At 59.7% G+C, this 19,464-nt stretch carries 18 protein-coding genes and 1 pseudogene; 8 read left to right on the top strand and 11 right to left on the bottom strand.

The features are described 5' to 3' along the window. Positions 1 to 25: 25 nt before the first annotated feature. Entirely contained in the window at positions 26 to 595 is a 570-nt protein-coding gene (locus BT119_RS22340; protein WP_003436399.1) for a helix-turn-helix domain-containing protein, read from the bottom strand. Positions 596 to 706: 111 nt separating this feature from the next. On the opposite strand from BT119_RS22340, the gene BT119_RS22335 reads away from it, so the two are divergent. From BT119_RS22335 to BT119_RS22305, 7 genes are all read left to right on the top strand, one after another. Next, positions 707 to 1,642: a DMT family transporter gene (locus BT119_RS22335; protein ID WP_044308566.1), complete on the top strand. Its 936-nt coding sequence runs from the start codon at positions 707 to 709 to the stop codon at positions 1,640 to 1,642. A 195-nt stretch (positions 1,643 to 1,837) separates the two neighbouring features. After that, positions 1,838 to 4,756, top strand: a complete 2,919-nt coding sequence (locus BT119_RS22330; RefSeq protein WP_072366940.1) for a monovalent cation/H+ antiporter subunit A — start codon at positions 1,838 to 1,840, stop codon at positions 4,754 to 4,756. Next, on the top strand, positions 4,756 to 5,100 hold the full coding sequence (locus BT119_RS22325; protein WP_002554068.1) for a Na+/H+ antiporter subunit C: 345 nt from the start codon (positions 4,756 to 4,758) through the stop codon (positions 5,098 to 5,100). Before BT119_RS22330 ends, BT119_RS22325 begins: the two co-directional genes overlap by 1 nt. Next, the gene (locus tag BT119_RS22320; protein ID WP_003370545.1) at positions 5,097 to 6,782 is read left to right on the top strand and encodes a monovalent cation/H+ antiporter subunit D; all 1,686 of its coding nucleotides are present in this window, start codon (positions 5,097 to 5,099) and stop codon (positions 6,780 to 6,782) included. The genes BT119_RS22325 and BT119_RS22320 overlap by 4 nt, the downstream gene beginning before the upstream one ends. Next, positions 6,779 to 7,267 (top strand): Na+/H+ antiporter subunit E, encoded by a 489-nt coding sequence (locus BT119_RS22315; RefSeq protein ID WP_003370544.1) that lies wholly within the window; start codon positions 6,779 to 6,781, stop codon positions 7,265 to 7,267. Before BT119_RS22320 ends, BT119_RS22315 begins: the two co-directional genes overlap by 4 nt. Continuing rightward, the gene (locus BT119_RS22310) at positions 7,264 to 7,542 is read left to right on the top strand and encodes a K+/H+ antiporter subunit F (protein ID WP_002554071.1); all 279 of its coding nucleotides are present in this window, start codon (positions 7,264 to 7,266) and stop codon (positions 7,540 to 7,542) included. Before BT119_RS22315 ends, BT119_RS22310 begins: the two co-directional genes overlap by 4 nt. Next, complete coding sequence (locus tag BT119_RS22305) at positions 7,539 to 7,919, top strand: Na+/H+ antiporter subunit G (RefSeq protein ID WP_003370543.1); 381 nt, start codon at positions 7,539 to 7,541, stop codon at positions 7,917 to 7,919. Before BT119_RS22310 ends, BT119_RS22305 begins: the two co-directional genes overlap by 4 nt. Positions 7,920 to 7,937: 18 nt before the next feature. On the opposite strand, the gene BT119_RS22300 is transcribed toward BT119_RS22305, so the two are convergent. Next, complete coding sequence (locus BT119_RS22300; protein ID WP_072366939.1) at positions 7,938 to 8,405, bottom strand: hypothetical protein; 468 nt, start codon at positions 8,403 to 8,405, stop codon at positions 7,938 to 7,940. Between the two features lie 442 nt (positions 8,406 to 8,847). Between BT119_RS22300 and BT119_RS22295 the strand changes: the two genes are divergently transcribed. After that, a complete protein-coding gene (locus tag BT119_RS22295) occupies positions 8,848 to 9,087 on the top strand; it encodes a DUF2789 domain-containing protein (RefSeq protein WP_072366938.1) in 240 nt (79 codons plus the stop codon). Between the two features lie 19 nt (positions 9,088 to 9,106). Here BT119_RS22295 and BT119_RS22290 read toward each other — a convergent pair whose 3' ends face one another. The 9 genes and pseudogenes from BT119_RS22290 to BT119_RS22250 form a co-directional block, all read right to left on the bottom strand. Further along, positions 9,107 to 10,591: a phospholipase effector Tle1 domain-containing protein gene (locus BT119_RS22290; protein ID WP_072366937.1), complete on the bottom strand. Its 1,485-nt coding sequence runs from the start codon at positions 10,589 to 10,591 to the stop codon at positions 9,107 to 9,109. A 270-nt stretch (positions 10,592 to 10,861) separates the two neighbouring features. After that, entirely contained in the window at positions 10,862 to 12,466 is a 1,605-nt protein-coding gene (locus BT119_RS22285) for a methyl-accepting chemotaxis protein (RefSeq protein ID WP_032609937.1), read from the bottom strand. Between the two features lie 192 nt (positions 12,467 to 12,658). Continuing rightward, on the bottom strand, positions 12,659 to 13,063 hold the full coding sequence (locus BT119_RS22280; RefSeq protein ID WP_002554078.1) for a TraR/DksA family transcriptional regulator: 405 nt from the start codon (positions 13,061 to 13,063) through the stop codon (positions 12,659 to 12,661). Between the two features lie 302 nt (positions 13,064 to 13,365). Next, complete coding sequence (locus BT119_RS22275; protein ID WP_003370536.1) at positions 13,366 to 14,391, bottom strand: ABC transporter permease; 1,026 nt, start codon at positions 14,389 to 14,391, stop codon at positions 13,366 to 13,368. Positions 14,392 to 14,437: 46 nt separating this feature from the next. Next, complete coding sequence (locus tag BT119_RS22270) at positions 14,438 to 16,015, bottom strand: sugar ABC transporter ATP-binding protein (protein ID WP_003370535.1); 1,578 nt, start codon at positions 16,013 to 16,015, stop codon at positions 14,438 to 14,440. A gap of 69 nt (positions 16,016 to 16,084) precedes the next feature. Beyond that, the gene (locus tag BT119_RS22265; RefSeq protein WP_072366936.1) at positions 16,085 to 17,020 is read right to left on the bottom strand and encodes a sugar ABC transporter substrate-binding protein; all 936 of its coding nucleotides are present in this window, start codon (positions 17,018 to 17,020) and stop codon (positions 16,085 to 16,087) included. A gap of 44 nt (positions 17,021 to 17,064) precedes the next feature. Continuing rightward, positions 17,065 to 17,235 carry a hypothetical protein gene (locus BT119_RS27315; protein WP_003370533.1) on the bottom strand — a complete coding sequence of 57 codons (171 nt, stop codon included), beginning with the start codon at positions 17,233 to 17,235 and terminating at the stop codon, positions 17,065 to 17,067. A gap of 252 nt (positions 17,236 to 17,487) precedes the next feature. Continuing rightward, entirely contained in the window at positions 17,488 to 18,507 is a 1,020-nt protein-coding gene (locus tag BT119_RS22255) for a Gfo/Idh/MocA family protein (RefSeq protein WP_072366934.1), read from the bottom strand. Positions 18,508 to 18,573: 66 nt separating this feature from the next. Continuing rightward, positions 18,574 to 19,434: pseudogene (locus BT119_RS22250) on the bottom strand (sugar phosphate isomerase/epimerase family protein). Positions 19,435 to 19,464 lie beyond the last annotated feature (30 nt).

Below are 19,464 nucleotides of genomic sequence, written 5' to 3'. Positions count from 1 at the left end.
GAGTTGCGATAAAGAATCGGAAAGGTCAGAGCACGACATTACGCACGAAGCGCAGGGGCACATCGGCGTCATTGCAGTAGCGGTGCGACTGGTTGCTGGGAAACATGAAGAACTCGCCCGCCCCGACCTGCTGCACGGCCGCAGGGTCGGCAAAGCGCAACGTCAGATGCCCTTCGACGACGTAGACCTGTTCACTCCAGCCATCGGGATCGGCCTCCGAGACATAGGCGTCCCCAGGCTGCAGGCAGAATTCCCACAATTCCACCTCGCGCCGGGCAACGGCCCTGGCCAGCAGCACCGCCTTGCTGCCGACGATCGTACCGGCCCATGCCAGCTCGTTGATGCGGCTGTAATCACGATTTTCAGGTGCTTGGATCAGGTCGCTGAACGCCACTTCCAAGGCTTCGGCCACGCGGTCGAGTGTCGCCAGGCTGACGTTTTTTTCGCCGGCCTCGATAGCGACCAGCATGCGTCGGCTGACTCCGGACTTTTCCGCCAGAGCCGTCTGGCTGAGGTCCGCACTGTTACGCAGACGCCGGACGTTCTGGCTGACGTGCTGCAGCACCGGAGGGCGCTGGGAATTTTCTTTGTGCATGCAGGTGCTCACATCAAACCGTTGCGCATTATACTGCCCAGCCCAGGGACACTGTCAGGTTGTTCCGCCTTTCACCGCGCGCATGGCAATTAACAGGAACCAGGAGCTGACATGAAGTCTATCAGCCGCATACCCCGCATCAGCAAGGCAGAAGCCGTACTGATTCTGATCACCATGCTCTGGGGAGGCACCTTTCTGCTGGTCCAGCATGCGATGACCGTTAGCGGGCCGATGTTCTTCGTCGGCCTGCGCTTTGCCGCCGCAGCGCTTATCGTAGCGCTGTTTTCAATAAAGGTGCTGCGCGGTCTTACCTTCCTCGAACTCAAGGCGGGCGTCTTCATCGGCACCGCGATCATGCTCGGTTACGGTTTGCAGACGATCGGACTGCAGACTATCCCCAGCAGCCAGTCCGCGTTCATCACGGCACTCTACGTGCCCTGCGTGCCTTTGTTGCAATGGCTGGTACTCGGTCGACGACCAGGATTGATGCCGACACTGGGCATCATCCTGGCTTTCACCGGGCTGATGCTGGTAGCGGGGCCGCAAGGCGCATCCCTGCAACTCAGTTCCGGCGAAATCGTGACGCTGATCAGCACGGTGGCCATTGCCGCCGAGATCATCATGATCAGCGCCTATGCCGGTGAGGTCGATGTGCGTCGAGTCACGGTGGTGCAACTGGCCACCGCTTCAGCGCTGGCATTTCTGATGATCGTTCCAACCGAGGAACACTTGCCGGATTTTTCCTGGTTGCTGGTGCTCAGTGCCGTGGGACTTGGGACCATGAGTGCGGCGATCCAGATTGCCATGAACTGGGCACAGAAAAGTGTTTCGCCTACCCGCGCCACCGTGATTTATGCCGGTGAACCGGTCTGGGCCGGAATTGTCGGAAGACTCGCCGGCGAACGTTTGCCGGGCATCGCCCTGCTGGGCGCGGCATTGATTGTGGCCGGAGTGATCGTCAGCGAAATGAAGCGGCGTTCTCCGCGCGCCGAACAGAACGTAGTCGACGAAGAGCAACAGCAGCGAGGCGTGCGCGAAGCTGAATGAACCGTGCTTAATTGCAGACCGTCAACCACCTTGTTTCTTCGAAACTGTTCCAACGACATATCACCGCATCAGAAGCAATTATTTACCGAATTAAAAAAGCAGACACTTTTTGTAGGAAATTTCGGAAACCGTCCCTTTGGTATCGGAGTGTCTGGCACGTATGATGCTTGACATTCCCCTGCAGATTAGAAGTCTATGTCCCTGATAGTTCTACTGCTTCTGCCTTTCATCGGCAGCTGTCTGGCGGCCTTTTTGCCGCACAACGCGCGTAACGCGGAATCGTTTCTGGCCGGTCTGATCGCCCTCATCGGCGCTGTGCAGATGGCCTTGTGGTTCCCGCAGATCGCCGACGGCGGCGTGATTCGTGAAGAGTATTTCTGGCTGCCAAGCCTGGGCATGAACTTCGTGCTGCGCATCGACGGCTTCGCCTGGCTGTTCTCGATGCTGGTGCTGGGCATCGGTGCGCTGGTCTCGCTGTACGCCCGCTATTACATGTCGCCGGACGATCCGGTGCCGCGCTTCTTCGCGTTTTTCCTGGCTTTCATGGGCGCCATGCTCGGACTGGTGATGTCCGGCAATCTGATTCAGATCGTGTTTTTCTGGGAGCTGACCAGCCTGTTCTCGTTCCTGCTGATCGGCTACTGGCACCATCGGGCCGATGCCCGACGCGGCGCGTACATGGCGCTGATGGTCACCGGCGCAGGCGGTCTGGCGCTGCTGGCCGGCATGATGATCCTCGGCCATGTGGCCGGCAGTTACGACCTGGACCGTGTCCTGGCCTCCGGCGACGCGATTCGTGCGCATGCCCTGTACCCGGTGTTACTGACCCTGATTCTGATCGGCGCGCTGACCAAAAGCGCCCAGTTCCCGTTCCATTTCTGGCTGCCGCACGCGATGGCCGCGCCCACGCCGGTGTCGGCGTATCTGCACTCGGCGACCATGGTCAAGGCCGGGGTCTTCCTCCTGGCGCGTATGTGGCCGGCGCTGTCCGGCACCGAGCAATGGTTCTGGATCGTCAGTGGCGCGGGGGCCTGCACACTGATTCTCGGCGCCTACGCCGCCATCTTCCAGAATGATCTCAAGGGTCTGCTGGCCTACTCGACCATCAGCCATCTGGGCCTGATCACCCTGCTGCTCGGCCTCAACAGCCCGCTGGCTGCGGTGGCTGCGGTGTTCCATATTCTCAACCACGCGACCTTCAAGGCGTCGCTGTTCATGGCCGCCGGTATCATCGACCACGAGAGCGGAACCCGCGATATCCGGCGTCTCAGTGGCCTGGTAAGGCTGCTGCCCTACACCGCAACACTGGCGATGGTCGCCAGCGCGTCGATGGCCGGCGTACCGCTGCTCAACGGCTTCCTGTCCAAGGAAATGTTCTTTGCCGAAACCGTGTTCATTTCCGCCACTGCCTGGGTCGAGATTGCCTTGCCGGTGATCGCGACCATTGCCGGGATCTTCAGCGTTGCCTATTCGCTGCGCTTCACGGTCGATGTGTTTTTCGGTCCGGCGGCCAAGGATCTGCCGCACCTGCCGCACGAACCGCCGCGCTGGATGCGTGCACCGGTCGAACTGCTGGTCCTGACGTGTCTGGTGGTGGGGATTTTCCCGGCGCAATCGGTCGCCCCCCTGCTCGCCGCCGCTGCGCGTCCGGTAGTCGGTGGAACATTGCCCGAATACAGCCTGGCGATCTGGCACGGCTGGAACCTGCCAATGGTCATGAGCCTGGTGGCGATGGCCGGCGGTATCATTCTGTATCTGTTGCTGCGCAAGCCGCTCAAGCACGAGCGCATCACCGCCCCGCCACTGGTGGGACGCCTCAACGGCAAGCGCTTTTTCGAGCGCAGTCAGGTTGTGATGATGCACTGGGCGCGCCGTTTCGAACGCAAGGTCAGCACTCGCCGCCTGCAGCCACAACTGTTTCTGCTGGTGCTCGCGGCGGTACTGGGCGGTTTCATTCCGATGTATTTCAGCGGCCTGACCTGGGGCGACCGACCGAAGATTCCGGGCTCCGGGGTGTTTGTCACGCTATGGCTCATCGCGATTGCCTGCGCCATAGGCGCGGCATGGCAGGGTAAATATCACCGTCTGGCAGCACTGGTGATGGTCAGCGTGTGCGGTCTGATGACCTGCATCACCTTCGTCTGGTTCTCGGCGCCTGATCTGGCACTGACGCAACTGGTCGTGGAGGTGGTGACCACGGTGCTGATCCTGCTCGGTCTGCGCTGGCTGCCGCGACGCAACGAAGATGTCGCTCCGCTCAGCGCACGCCTGCGTGCCCGCACCCGGCGCATACGCGACTTCGGGCTGGCGGTGCTCGTGGGGTTGGGCATGGCGATACTCTCCTACGCCATGCTGACCCGCCAGACGCCCAACGCCATCTCGTCCTTCTACCTGAGTCGTGCGCTGCCCCAGGGCGGCGGCACCAATGTGGTCAACGTAATGCTGGTGGATTTTCGCGGCTTCGATACGTTTGGCGAGATCACCGTGCTGGCGGCGGTCGCCATGACAGTGTTCGCCCTGTTGCGACGCTTCCGCCCACCGAAGGAAAGCATTCTGCTGCCCGCCCAGCAGCGCCTGCTGGCCCGTGACGTGGTGACGGATCTGGTCAACCCGCGCAGCGCCAGCGATACCGCGCTGGGTTTCATGATGGTGCCGGCAGCACTGGTTCGATTGCTGCTGCCGATTGCCTTCATTATTTCGATGTACCTGTTCGTCCGCGGTCACAATCAGCCTGGCGGCGGGTTTGTTGCCGGGCTGGTGATGTCGGTGGCGTTCATCCTGCAATACATGGTGGCAGGCACCCAGTGGGTCGAGGCGCAAATGAGCCTGCGACCGTTACGCTGGATGGGCACAGGCCTGCTGTGCGCGGTTCTGACCGGCGCAGGCTCGATGGCGCTGGGTTACCCGTTCATGACCACCCACACCGCCCATGTCGATCTGCCGATCCTGGGTGATATTCACATTGCCAGCGCGCTGTTCTTCGATGTCGGCGTGTACGCCGTGGTGGTCGGCTCGACGCTGTTGATTCTCACCGCACTGGCGCACCAGTCGGTGCGTAGCCATCGGCCGACGCAGTTGCCCAAGCCTGTCGCCAACCCGCAAGGAATCCTCTGATGGAAGAAGTCATTGCAATCGCCATCGGCGTGCTGGCCGCCTCCGGCGTCTGGCTGATCCTCAGGCCACGTACCTTTCAGGTGGTCATGGGGCTGTGCCTGCTGTCGTACGGGGTCAACCTGTTCATCTTCAGTATGGGCAGCCTGTTCATCGGCAGAGAGCCGATCATCAAGGACGGTATTCCTCAGGACCTGCTCAATTACACCGACCCGTTGCCACAGGCACTGGTGCTCACCGCGATTGTCATCAGCTTCGCCATGACCGCGCTGTTTCTGGTGGTCTTGCTCGCCTCCAGAGGCCTGACCGGCACCGACCATGTAGATGGCCGGGAGCCCAAGGCATGAGCGGGATGAACCAACTGATCATCGCGCCCATCCTGCTGCCGCTGCTGACCGCCGGGCTGATGCTCTGGCTGGGCGAAAAGCACCGGCCTCTCAAGGGCCGTATCAATCTGTTTTCCAGCATCTTCGGGCTGGGTATTTCCGTGGTGCTGTTCCTCTGGGTACAACACAGCGGCAGCAGCGGCTCGATCGGTGTCTATCTGCCGGGCAACTGGGGCGTGCCGTTCGGCATCGTACTGGTGGTGGACCACCTGTCAGCAATGATGCTGGTGCTGACCGGGATTGTCGGTGTCTGCGCCCTGCTGTTCGCGCTGGCTCGCTGGGACAGGGCCGGTGCCAGTTTCCATGCGCTGTTCCAGATCCAGCTCATGGGGCTGTACGGTGCGTTCCTGACTGCTGATCTGTTCAACCTGTTCGTATTTTTCGAAGTACTGCTCGCAGCGTCATACGGCCTGATGCTGCACGGCTCCGGCCGAGCACGAGTATCGACGGGCCTGCATTACATTTCGATCAACCTGCTGGCTTCGTCGCTGTTTCTGATCGGTGCTGCGTTGATTTACGGGGTGACCGGCACGCTGAACTTCGCCGATCTGGCCATCAAGATCCCGCAGGTGGCGGAGTCCGATCTGGGCCTGCTGCATGCGGGTGCTGCGATTCTGGCCACGGCGTTCCTGGCCAAGGCCGGCATGTGGCCGCTTAACTTCTGGCTGGTCCCTGCTTACTCGGCAGCCAGCGCGCCGGTGGCGGCGATGTTTGCGATCATGACCAAAGTGGGGATCTACACCCTGCTGCGCCTGTGGACGCTGCTGTTTTCCGGCCAGGCCGGTGCATCGGCATTCTTCGGCGGCGACTGGCTGATCTATGGCGGCATGGCGACGATTTTCACTGCAGCCATCGCCATCATCGCCGCCCAGCGTCTGGAACGCCTCGCCAGCCTGAGCATACTGGTGTCAGCGGGCATTCTGCTGTCTGCCGTGGGTTTCGCCCAGCCAAGCCTGACCTCGGGTGCGCTGTTCTATATGGTCAGTTCGACGCTGGCGTTAAGTGCCATGTTTCTCCTGGGCGAGCTGATCGAACGCTCCCGCTCGGCCAACGAGATCCCTCTGGAATACGATGTGGATCAATTGCCTCGTACCCTGGAGTCTCTGCATCCGCCGCCCGGCACCAACCTGGACGACGAACAGAAGGTCGTGGTCGGTCAGGTCATTCCCATGACCATGGCCTTTCTGGGCCTGAGTTTTATCGTCTGCGCCTTGCTGATCATCGGCATGCCGCCGCTCTCCGGGTTCATCGGCAAGCTGACATTGCTCAGCGCCCTGATGAACCCGCTAGGGCTGGACGTCGCGCAGGACGAATCGCTTTCGACCCAGGCCTGGATGCTGATCGGCCTGCTGATCTTTTCCGGGCTGGCGTCGCTTATCGCTTTCTCGAGGCTCGGCACGCAACGTTTCTGGACGCCACACGAGCGCCCTTCGCCGATGCTGCGCCGCAACGAATGCCTGCCGATCATCATCCTTCTGGGTCTGTGCATCGCGCTGACCTTCAAGGCCGAGCCCTTGCTGCGCTATACCCAGGACACCGCCGCAGCGCTGCATGAGCCCAAACAGTATGTGCAGTCAGTGCTCGCCACACGCCCGATACCCGGCCCCACCAGTCGGGAAGTCGATCCGGAGGGGCAACCATGAAGCGCCTGTTTCCCGCCCCGCTCCTCTCGTTGGCACTCTGGCTGCTGTGGCTGGTATTGAACCTGTCGATCAGCCCCGGTCACTTGCTGCTGGGCGCGGTGCTGGGGTTTCTCGCCCCCGTATTGATGGCCCCGCTGCGCCCGCTGCCGGTACGTATTCGCAAACCAGGTACGATCCTGAAGTTCTTATGGCGGGTGGGACGAGACGTGGTGATCTCCAATGTGCAGGTCGGCCTGAGCGTCTGGCGGCTCGAAAGCCGTCCGCCACGCTCGGCCTTCGTACGCATTCCACTGGACCTGCACGACGCCCACGGCCTGGCCGCGCTGGCGATGGTCACCACGGTAGTACCCGGAACGGTGTGGTCGGAGCTGGCACTGGATCGCAGCGTGCTGCTGATGCATGTCTTCGATCTGGAGGACGAAGCGCAATTCATCGAGCACTTCAAAACCACCTATGAGCGACCGTTGATGGAGATCTTTCAATGAGTGCACTGCTCGACAACGCCATCCTGATCAGCCTGCTGATCTTCGCTCTGGCGATGGTGATCACCCTGCTGCGCTTGCTCAAGGGGCCTTCGGCGCAAGACCGGGTGCTGGCGCTGGATTATCTGTACATCATTGCCATGCTGATGATGCTGGTGCTTGGCATTCGCTACGCCAGTGACACGTATTTCGAAGCGGCCATGCTGATTGCCCTGTTCGGCTTCGTGGGCTCGTTCGCTCTGGCCAAGTTCCTGCTGCGCGGAGAAGTGATCGAATGACCGGACTGCCGAATACAGTGCCCTTCTGGGTGGAAATACTGACCGCCGGGCTGCTGATCGCCAGCAGCCTGTTCGCCTTGACCGGTGCTCTGGGATTGCTGCGCCTCAAGGACTTTTTCCAGCGCATGCACCCGCCCGCCCTGGCATCGACGCTGGGCGCCTGGTGCGTTGCGCTGGCGTCGATCATCTACTTCTCGGCGCTGAAGTCGGAACCGGTGATCCACGCCTGGCTGATCCCGGTATTGCTGGCGATCACGGTACCGGTGACCACCCTGCTGCTGGCGCGCACGGCGCTGTTCCGCAAGCGCATGGCCGGTGACGACGTGCCCGCGGAAGTCAGCAGCGGTGCCGGCAACGGAGAATCGACAGGCGGCTGAACCGACGCCTGGCCAGTGTTACTCGCTGGCCTTGAAGGTCAGCTCGCCCTTGCGCCATTTGGCGGCCTTGCCGACCGCGCCTTTGAGAAGCTTGCTCATGCCGATCTGCAGTTGCTCTTGCGCAGCGAAGACCATGAATACGGTCTGACCTTCCTTGAACACGATACCGTGACCTTCGGGGACGTCGACGAAGGCATATTCGCCCAGCCCGTACACGGTGGTCTTGATTTCACGGAATTTCAATTCGAGCTTGCCGCCCTCGCGACTGGGCAGAACAGAAGCGCGGAAATGGTCGCCCACCTTGAGCTCAAGGCGAGGTTTATCGTCGACTACCAGTGCGGTTTCGGTGTCGATTTCAGCGATATAGATGCCTTCGGCTGATTGTTCGGCGATGTAGACAAAACGGGATTGGAACTGCTTGACCAACTGTGCACGGAGGTCGCCGAGCACGAACAAGGCATGGGTATCCAGATTACTTACAGCCAAAGTACAAACCCTCAAACATGAAATGAGGCTGCCTGATGTCAGGGCAGTCGAGAAAGTGATTCGTCCATAGACCGCTTCATGTGGCCGGAGTTTTTCCGGCATGCTGCACGCAGAAGCGCAGACAGCGCCGCCGCAAACCTTGTGCAGGCGGGTGGCGGATTCTACCGGCTCATGGCAGCTACGGGATATATACCTTTTGTACACAGCAGTGTCGCAGCAGCGCTGATGCCCTGAAAATTGCAGTCAGCCCGGGCACGGCGCAAAGGCTGGACGGGTTCCAGCCTGCGTTGGGTGCATCCTGCGATAGCAGAAACATATCATTTATAGCCGTTGCAAAAAAAGCCATCTTTTCTCCACAGCCAAATGCATCGAACTCTTGCCTGTGCCCACCACTCCCATAAGAACTGATGAATACGGGGATATCCCCCGGCGAGGAGATGACATGGAACAGACTACAACTACCATCAACGACCTGTTCGCCCAATTGGCGCTGGATTCCGATGATGAAAACATCGAAAAGTTTATCGCCAGCCATCCTCTGCCCGACGACGTCAAACTGATCGACGCAGAATTCTGGACGCCGCGTCAGTCTGACTTTCTCAAGGAACAACTGCACGAAGATGCCGAATGGGCGATGGTGGTCGACGAGCTGAACGTGCGTCTTCACAAAAAGCCCGAGTGAGCCACTCGGGCGTTGAGGCCTATTGCGGATAACCGGGCTGGCCGATATTGGGATGCAATATCCGGCCGCCTGGCTGGGGTGCGTGGACGAAAACAGCGTCGCCTAACGTACCTACTCTGCCAACCACTGCATTCCAGTGCGCGGACTGATGGATGTAGCGCCAGCGCAGTAATGCCTCTTCATGACTGTCCAGCAGGTAAGGCCCGCCTCGCGCATAGTCGATCAACCGGGTAGAGATGTTCTCGAGTTCGGGAGGCAGCTGGAATTCAGGTGTCAGTGGCACCGGATTGAAAGGCACGCCCTCATCACACGCCAGTGTGTGCATGACCAGCAACGACACCCTCGACAGATGGCCAAATACCTGGCGGCTCATGCCCACTGCGGCAGCGACCGTACTCATGCCATTCAAGCTTTTCCTGCACGAATAACACTTGCTCTCGCATGTCTGAACCCTCAGCCAGGCCTGGCTGTCGAGCGGGTCGATCCAGTGATCGCGGTTCATCCGGTTTAACTCAGCCTGTGCCTCCTTCCAGCTCGGTGCCGCCTCGCAGGAACTGTCACGGCTGACCACGCTGCTACGGGGGCGCGTGAGCAGTACGCTTTCTTCCATCTGTGGAGGATAACCCCCACCGATATCGGAATGTGCACCGGGCAGAACGATTTCTCTGGGCCACACGGGCAGGACGCTGTTCAACGCAAAGTTGCGCCGTGACTCATCGCGAGCCACCAGATGCAACACCTGCTGCGCACACCCCGGAGGCAGGTACAGATTGACCCTCCTGTTGCTCGCATCGCGGGTATTGCCCATGTCCTTGAAGCTGCCTATGGCTGCGACGGTGTCGAACAGACCGATAACCTTGAGCCGTACGCTGCCGTTGCTCCAGCTGAAACTGTCGCTCAACCTGACCCTGCGGCTTTCGAGTATCGGCTCGAGCATGCCCGAACGCTGCTTGAGGATTTCATTGACCAGATGCCTGGCCGACGCTGCACCTCGACTGAAGCCGAACACGTCCAGTTCCAGCGCGTCCAGCACACAGTCGGGGTTGTCGCGGGGGAACGCCTTCAATACCGATTCCAGCTTTTTGAATGCGTTTTCCACCTTGGATATCACGCCGGTGGCCCCGCGGCCAAAACTCTGCCCCGGCCATACCGAATCACGGCCACCGGAAGTAGTGCCGGCGCCACTTATATAGATCGGGTAATACACCTTCAGGCCTTCACCGTCATTTTCGGCAACAGGTTGCAGGCGGTAGATATCGACCAGTCTGGCTATATTGCTCGGATCATTACTGTAACTACTGCCAGGCTGAACATGACGACCCGCACACGCTTTAATGTGCTGCCCCGCATTGATCTCCATCAATGCCTGGCAGTCGGCACCGATCTGACTGTTGAGCCGGTTATTTCCCGTCCCATCGAAGAAAATGCCTACCCGCGCCGTGACGCGGCGTGTCACCACATCTGAAAGGGCTGATGACTGTTGGAAACTCCATTTATCGCTCATAACTTTTCCGTCCCTAGAGGCAAGCCAGGAAAAGGCCGCACTTAAATCAAAACGTAAATAACGTTGATTTAAACAGCTTGCTTAAAGACAGTGAGCAGTCAAGCCATGTTGCGCCTTTTCAGACCTTTCCTACGACTTCTATAGTCATGACTTCATTACTTATAAATAATACCCTACACACACTCACTGATAACTTTCTGATGCACTCTTTCAATGAAAACCAACTAACAGGCCAGCCCCGTTGCCAACCCGAATGATCGGTTACGCATATCAACGGCCTTGCGGCCTGTACCCCAGGCGCAGACCACCCCAGTGTCGTCCGTTGACCATGATCGGCACGGACAGGTCGTGCATCAGTTCGCCGGTGTCTCGCGTGTAGGTTTGCAGCAGGACCGGCTGTTGGTGGCTGCCACAGCGAATGCCGGTACGGTCATCGAACTTGCGCTTGCTTCGATTACGCGCGTTATCCACCGTCGCATCACCCGTCAAAGGCTGGCTGAAGGCGTTGTTGTGCGTCGGCACATAGCCCTGTTGCGTACAGGCGATGGCAAATACCAGACCTTCATGGCGCGACAGCAGCGGTTCCTGCAGTGCGGGCAATACCTGATCGGTGTAACGGTCGAAACGCGTTGTAAAGCGGGTGGGCGAAGTATTGGCAACGGGTTTGTAATTGCGATCGAACAGGTCATCAAGGCTGACCCGCCCCTGTTCGATATCGGCCTCGAACTTTTCGCTGATCATGCGCGCGCCTTCACGAGCCAGGTCGTAAATGCGCTGGTGGTATTCATCCAGACCGACCTGCGCCAGGCGCTGGCTGATGGTCTCGGCCTGCCCCTCCATCTGCACTGCGGCCTTGGCCAGTTGCCGGGTCTGCTCATCGCTGACGGCAAGATCACTGCGCATATGCTCGACAGCGTCGAACAGGCTCGCCAATTGATCCTGATTGCTCCTCGCGCCCTGCGCGATTTCGCCGACCTGGCTTTCCAGCTCGACCGCAAGCCGGGCGATATTGCCCAGGTGCTCGCCGGTCAGCTCGACCTGCTCGACACCCACGTCCAGATCGGCCGACAGCTCGCGAATTTGCTCCACGACTTGTGCGGTGCGCTGCTGGATATCCGCCACCATCTGCCCGACCTCGCCCGTGGCACTGGCAGTGCGGCCGGCCAGACCACGGACTTCGTCGGCAACCACCGCGAAACCGCGTCCGTGCTCGCCAGCCCGCGCCGCTTCGATGGCGGCGTTGAGCGCCAGCAGGTTGGTCTGGCTGGCAATCGACTGAATGACCAGCGTCACACGCTGGATCTCTTCGCTGCGCTGGCTGAGTGCCTCGATCAGCTCACGGCTGCCGACGGCACGCTTGCTCAGGTGGTGCATGCGCTCGATGGACTCATTCAGCACGCTGCTACCCGATTCGCTGCGCTGCCGCGCCTCGCTGGCAGCAACCAATGCCTGCTGGCTCAACTGGGCCGTCTGTTGCTCGGTGGCGATCATCTGCTCGGCACTGCTGACGATCTGTTCGGCAGCCCCCAGTTGCGATTGCACCTTGCCAGCCAGCCGACCAACGGAAAAGGCCACTTGGGCCGCGGACAGCGCGTTATGACTGGTGGTGCGCGACAGGTCGCGAGTCAGCAAGGCGATATCGCTGTCGCCCACCGCGCTGCCTGGCAGCACTTGCCTGCTGCGCACCAGGCGCGGCAACCAGACCACCAGCAGCGCCAGGGGAACGACGACATACAGCGACAGACCTGCAACGCTCATGGCGGCGAACAGCAGGCACAGGACTACGCTCTGCACCGCTGGCACCCACCACCTCGATGCAGCGTCGGGCGTATCGGCCAGCGGTAATCCGGCTGCCATGGATAGGTTCTCGGCCATGCTGCGTCACCCCGTCTGTCATTGTCGTTATGACGCTATTAAACGCCAGATAACGGCCTTGTGCCATGCGCTGTTGGTCGTAGCGACCGAGCGATGGCGATCAACGCGTTTTCGACAAATCCCGGGCACAACAAAACCGGGAGGCAATTGCTTGCCTCCCGGTCTGGTCACTCAGTCGCTGTTGCCTGCGTATCAGGCCTGGCGCTGGTGCTTGTCGATCTGCTCGTGGCGCTCTTGCGCTTCGATGCAATACTTGGTGGTCGGGCTGATCAGCAGGCGCTTGAGGCCGATTGGCTCGCCGCTGTCGTCGCACCAGCCGAAGGTGTCGTCGGCAATACGCGAAAGGGCCATTTCCAACTGTGGCAGCATGCGCTGGTCGCGATCGATCACGTTGACCAGCCAGTGACGCTCTTCTTCGACCGAAGCGGCGTCAGCCGGGTCGGCAGGCGTGTCCAGGCTCTCGATCGCAATGCGGCTCTGCTCGATACGCTCATGGATCTCGACCTTCATGCCCTGCAACAGCTCGACGAAGAAAGCGTGCTGCTCGGCGTTCATGTAGTCATCGGCCGGCATGGCCAGCAACTTTTCCTTTGTCATTTATTTCTCTATAAAAAAACGTGCATTGAGGAGCGGCCTGACGTTGCCGTTCAAACCAATAATCTCCAAGCGCCACCTGGCACTCAATTTACGAGGGGCGGCAGTCTAAGGCCGGCTAGCGGGCTCGGCAACACAATTGAAGGATTTTTGTACAGCGAATACCGTAAAACCCTTGAAATGCGGGCGAAAGACCTGACCAGCAGGTTGCTTGATGAGGCTCTGACCCACTGACAGCGAATCGGTTCCTGCAAACTCCAACGCACAAAAGGGCCTTGAAAGGCCCTTTGCTGCAGGTGATTGAATCAGCGCTTGGTCTTGCGCTTGTTGCGATATTGATCGATTACCACGGCCACGACAATGATCAAGCCTTTGATAATGTCCTGAACATAGGCGTCCACACCGACAAAGGTGAAACCGCTGGCCATCACGCCGAGGATCAGCGCACCGATCACCGTACCGGTGATCCGCCCGACCCCTCCGGAAAGGCTGGTGCCACCGATGACCGCAGCGGCAATTGCGTCCAGCTCGTAGGACATGCCCATCCCGGCCTGCCCGGTTGCCGCCCGCGCCGAGGCAACCACCCCGGCCAGCCCGGCCAGCAGCCCGGCGATGCTGTAGACAATCACCAGATGGCGCTTGACGTTGATGCCCGAAGTACGTGCCGCCTGCATGTTGCCGCCAATGGCGTAGGTGTATTTGCCGTACTTGGTGTAACGCAGGGCAATATGAAAGATGACCGCCACCACCAGAAAGATGATCACCGGCATCGCGCCCTGACCGATGGCCGTGTACGAGTCGGAGAGCATGCTCACCGGCTGACCTTCGGTATAGAAGCGTGCCAGACCGCGCGCAGAGACCATCATGCCCAGCGTGGCAATGAACGGCGGAATGCCGGTTATGGCAATGATGCTGCCATTGATGGCGCCCGCCAGCAGCCCGACCCCGAGACCGACAACGACCGGAATCCACACCGGCAGGTCGGTCAGCGACGGGAACACCGCCCGGGAGAAGTCGGAGGTTTGTGCCAGGCTCGCGGCAATCATCGCTGAAAGTGCAAGTACCGAGCCCGACGAGAGATCGATGCCTGTAGTGATGATCACCTGAGTCACGCCAATGGCCAGCAAGCCGATGATCGACACCTGCAGGATCATCAGTACCAGACGCTGGGAATTGAGCAAGAAGCTCTGATCACGGACGATCCAGCCGAACAGTTCAAAGATCAGGCCGATGCCGATCAGCACCAGAAAGATGCTCAGTTCGGTGGGCAGCCGTCGTTTGCTTCGGGTCGGCGTCATAGCCGGTTTATTTTGCAGAATCGCGTCGCTCATGTTCGTTTCCTCTTGTTCTTCTTCTACCGAGCCCTGTAGTGCGAACTCAATGAACCTTGTGGCCGGAGGCCAGATGCATGACTTTTTCCTGGGTCGCTTCGCCACGATCGAGGATGCCCATCATTTCGCCTTCGTGCATGACCATGACCCGGTCACTCATACCAAGCACTTCCGGCAGCTCCGAAGAAATCATGATGACCGCCATGCCTTCACTGGCCAGCAGGGAGATCAGGCGGTAGATTTCCACCTTGGCCCCCACATCGATACCGCGTGTGGGCTCATCCAGAATCAGCACCCTGGGGTTGGTCATCAGCCAGCGCGCGAGCAGTGCCTTCTGCTGGTTACCACCGGATAATGTGTCGATGCATTGCTCCAGCGACGGCGTCTTGACCCGAAGCTTTTTGCACATGTCTTCGCACAGTGCGCGCAAGGCCTTCTGTTGCACGAAACCGTTACCGGCATAGTTGGCCAGCACAGCCATCTCCATGTTTTCCATCACTGACAGGCATGGAAACAGGCCGGTCAATTTGCGATCCTCCGTGAGCAGCGCAAAACCCAGTTCAATCGCCTGATGCGGATCGCCGATGTGCACCGTCTTGCCATCGAAGCGCACCTCGCCGCTGTCGCTGGGGGTTATGCCGAACAGGGTCTCGGCGACATTGGTGCGCCCGGACCCCATCAGCCCGGCAATGCCAAGCACCTCCCCGGCACGCAGGTCGAAGCTCACGTCCTTGAAAATGCCGTTCAGGCTCAGTTGATTGACGGACAGCAGTACGTCGCCTGCCGGTTTTTCCCGCTCGGGGAACAGCTGGGTCAGTTCACGGCCCACCATCATGGTGATCAGGCTGTCACCGTCCATGCTTTCGGCGCGCTGCAGGCCGATATAGGCGCCGTCGCGGAACACCGCCACTTCGTCGGCGATTTCGAAGACTTCGTTCATCTTGTGGGTGATGTAAATGATGCCTTTGCCCTGGGCACGCAGGTCGCTGATGATCGAGAACAGGTGAGCGACTTCGGTTTCGGTGATCGCCGAGGTCGGTTCGTCCATGATCAGCACGTCCGAGTCGTATGACACGGCCTTGGCGATCTCCACCATCTGCCGCTCGGCAATGCTCAGCGTGCCGACCAGCTCCTCGGGATCGAGCTTGATGCGCAGACGCTCCAGCAGTTCGGCAGTGCAGCGGTGCATCTCGCGGTGATCGACCATGTGCAGGCCGTTGAGCTGTTCGCGACCGATCCAGATGTTCTCGGCAATGCTCATGAACGGCATCAGGTTCAGTTCCTGATGGATCATGGCGATACCCGCCTGCAACGCTGACAGAGGCGTATCGAAGCGGACCGGCTTGCCACGCAGGCGGATTTCGCCCGAGTCCGGCTGATAGATGCCCGCAATGATTTTCATCAGGGTCGATTTTCCGGCTCCGTTCTCGCCCATCAGCGCCAGCACGCTGCCAGGGCGAACGCGCAATTGCACATCATTGAGCGCAATGACGCCGGGGAAGCCCTTGCTGACATGGCTGATTTCCAGCAGATACGGGGCCTGGGCATCAGGCGCCCCTCCGCCCCCGTCGCCGGACGGCAGATCGCGTTGCGCGGGCGGATTGGCAGTAGCAGAACCGAACATGATCACAACTCCTCAAGCGGCAGGCTGCGGGAGCGCATTGGCATGCCCTCCCAGGCCTGGCGATCGTTGTTATTTGAAGGTGGCGACGTTTTCAGGGGTGATCAGGCGATAAGGAATGATGATCGCCTGGGGCTCGACCTTCTCCTTCCTGGCCAGTTTCACCGCGGCATCGATCGCCCCGTCGGCCTGTCCTTTCGCGTCCTGATAGACCGATACGGCCAGATCGCCCTTGGTCACGGCGTTGAGCCCGTCCGGTGTACCGTCGACACCGGCAACGAAAACGCTGCCTTTATCCACGCCTGCCTGCTTCAGCGCCATCGCCGCGCCAATGGCCATTTCATCGTTGTTGGCCAGCACCGCGTTGAATTTTCGGCCCTGGGTAAGCCAGTCGTTGGTCAGGTCCATGCCCTTCTGGCGCAGCCAGGTGCCGGTCTGCTCCTGGCCTATCTTGATGTCCGGGTACTTGGCCAACACCTCTTTGACGCCCTTGGTGCGGTTTTGCGTGGAGTTGTTGGCCAGGTCACCCAGAAGAATCATGACGCTGCCCTTGCCCTTCATTTTGTCGGCGATGTATTGCGCCTGAAGTCGGCCGGCCTCCATGTCATCCGACGTCACTGTGGCGACGCCCGCAGGCAGTTTCGGATCGTCGGGGCGGCGGTTGACGTAGACCAGCGGGATACCGGCGGCGACCGCTTCCTTGGTGATCCGCGCAGTAGCGGCGGTGTCGACCGGATTGACAATCAGGGCGTCGACTTTCTTGTTGATCAGGTCCTTGACCTGATCAAGCTGCTTGTTGACATCCGCGCGGGCATCGACGAACTGCAGGTCCACTTTCTCGGTCGTGGACATGACTTTGGCCTTGGCATTCATGTCGTCACGCAGGTAGGTCAGCCAGGTGTCATCGAACTGCGACATGGCCACACCAATCTTGATATCGGCCAAAGCTGCACCGCTGCCCACCATCAGCGCCATCGCCAATGAGGTCAAAGCAATCTTGGTCTTCATGAGGATCTGTCTCCAAATTATTGTTGTTGTTCGGATGCAGCGAATCAGCGTGACAGGCGGATCCCGGTGGCACCGGGAATGCAGAACAGTTGCGCATCCTTGTGGCGCACGCACAGGCTCAGGGCGACGACGGTGAGAAATCGCTCCAGGGTCCGGATCCAGAATGACGAGGTGGCAGAACGCTTGGCGGTGACGCCAGAGGTAGGGGTTTTCATCGACAGTACCTATCTTTTGTATTGTTTTTGTCGGGCTTGCTTCTCGTGCTTTGAAAAACCTTCAAAACGCGAGGGATTCGATAGTCGGCAACCTGAAAACGACTCTATTGGAAAATATTTTCCAATTCAACTGATTTTAGAATTTTATTCCATTTCATTTTATTCGGTTACAGAGACGACAAAGCCCGACGCATGGCAAGCGTCAGGCTCTCTTCGATAACGGGCCGCTGGATGCGCTGCAGCGCGAAATGGCTACAGCACCACAACGCGCCCTTCTCTGGCACTCAGGCGCGCGGCATCCATGATTTGCGCCGAGGCTATCGCATCATGCGGATTGACCGGATTACTGCCCTGCTCGTCAACCGCGCTTTGCAACTGGCGGTAGAACTCCAGCCAGCAACCACGCTCCGACGGCACACGCTCGCGATGCTCGCCCTGCTCGAACCAGCCCCAGCGCCGATGCTCCTCGACACCCCAGCGCTCGCCCTCGGACCTTGGCGTAAGCCCGGCAAAGGCGGCCTCTTCCTGGCCATCCAGCCCGTCGACGCTGTAACAACCCTTCGCTCCACTGATTCTGAAACGCGGCTTGGCAGTGTTTTGCAGGCAGCTGCCGGACAGGTGTGAGGTCACGCCGCCAGCATGGTGCAGGGAAACGAAGAATGTGTGATCCAGTTCGTCGTGCGGCGCAGCGAATTGCAGTTCCGCATACACCCGTTCGACCGGGCCGAACAGCACCAGCGCCTGATCCACCAGATGACTGCCCAGGTCACGCAGCACGCCACCGCCGCTGGCCTTGCCGACAGACCGTGGCGAATAACGCTCGATGCTGGACTCGAACCGGCTGACCGCGCCCAGTGCCTCGCCGTCGAGCAACTTGCGCACGGTGAGGAAGTCCGAATCCCAGCGGCGGTTCTGATAAACGCTGAGCAGTACGCCACGGCGCTCGGCCGCTTCCACCAGCTCGCGCGCCTGCGCTGCATCAATGGCGAAGGGCTTGTCGCTGACCACCCCGACGCCCAGCTCTATCGCTTCAAGGATCAACGCTCGGCGCGAAGCCAGGGGCGTGGAAATCACCACCACATCTACCCCGGCAGCGACCAGCTCGGCCAGCGTGTCGAAGGTTGCCACGCCGGGATGATCGTTGACCACTTCCTGTTTTCGCTCGGGTGAACGGGTGACAACGCCTGCAAATGTGGCACCGGGCAAACTCGAAATCAGCGTTGCATGAAAGTAACGCCCGCCTTTGCCGTAGCCCACCAGCCCTGCTCGCATGGATATCTCCTGTAGTCCATGAACCTCATGGCCGCAGCCATCGGTCGTGTATTGGATGCCACCGTTTCAACGAAGCAGCTCGCTTTTGACCCGCTCCAGCATGAATCGGCTCGATTCATCTGCACGCTCCTCCCAGGCAAATACGGCCACTGTGGCAATACCGTCGAAATCAATGTCCCGCAATGTCGAGAAGAACGCGTCCCAGTCCACCTAGCCCTGCCCGATGTCCAGATGCTGATGCACCGTTGCCGTGACGCCAGGCGGGTTGACGATGTAGCGCAGGTTGGACGAAGCCCGGTGATTATAGGTGTCGGCAATGATCAGGTGGGTGAGCTTGTCACCTGCGTACCGCAGCATGGAGGCAATGTCCCCCACGCCATCATCGTAGAAAAAGGTGTGTGGCGCGGCATACAGGTAATTGATCCAGTCCCGGTCCAGGCCGCGAATGATGTCGACTGACTCGTTGTTACGTTCGCAGAAGTCATAAGGATGCGCCTGGATATCGAGCCGGATGCCTTCTCGCTCGAAGTACGGCATCAGTTCATCCATGGATTTCATGAACTGGTTTTCGCACACCAGTGCATGATCGGATTGTCCGCTGAACTCGGTATTCATAAGGTCGCAGTCCATTTCCACAGCCACCTGAATGGCGCGCTTCCAGTTGCGCACCGCTGCAATACGCAAGTCTTCATCCGGCGCAGCCCAATGGTACAGCGGCAACAGCGAGGAGAGTTTCACACCAGCATCGCTCAGGGCTTTGCGAAACTCCCTGATTCGCGCACGATCCACGCGCGGGTACTTGTAGAACGGCATGAAATCTTCGCGCGGTGAAAGCTCTATGTAGTCGTAGCCCAGTTCCGCCGTCTTATCGACCATCGCACCCAGCGACAGGTGGCGATACATATAAGGATCCAGTGCGATGCGCATGATGCCCTCCCTTTTACTGTTTGAAAGACA

The organism is Pseudomonas sp. NFACC10-1 (genome assembly GCF_900119195.1).
Classification (GTDB): domain Bacteria; phylum Pseudomonadota; class Gammaproteobacteria; order Pseudomonadales; family Pseudomonadaceae; genus Aquipseudomonas; species Aquipseudomonas cerasi.
Note: the sequence above shows the minus strand (reverse complement) of the source record. Positions and strands in the feature narration are given on the sequence as shown.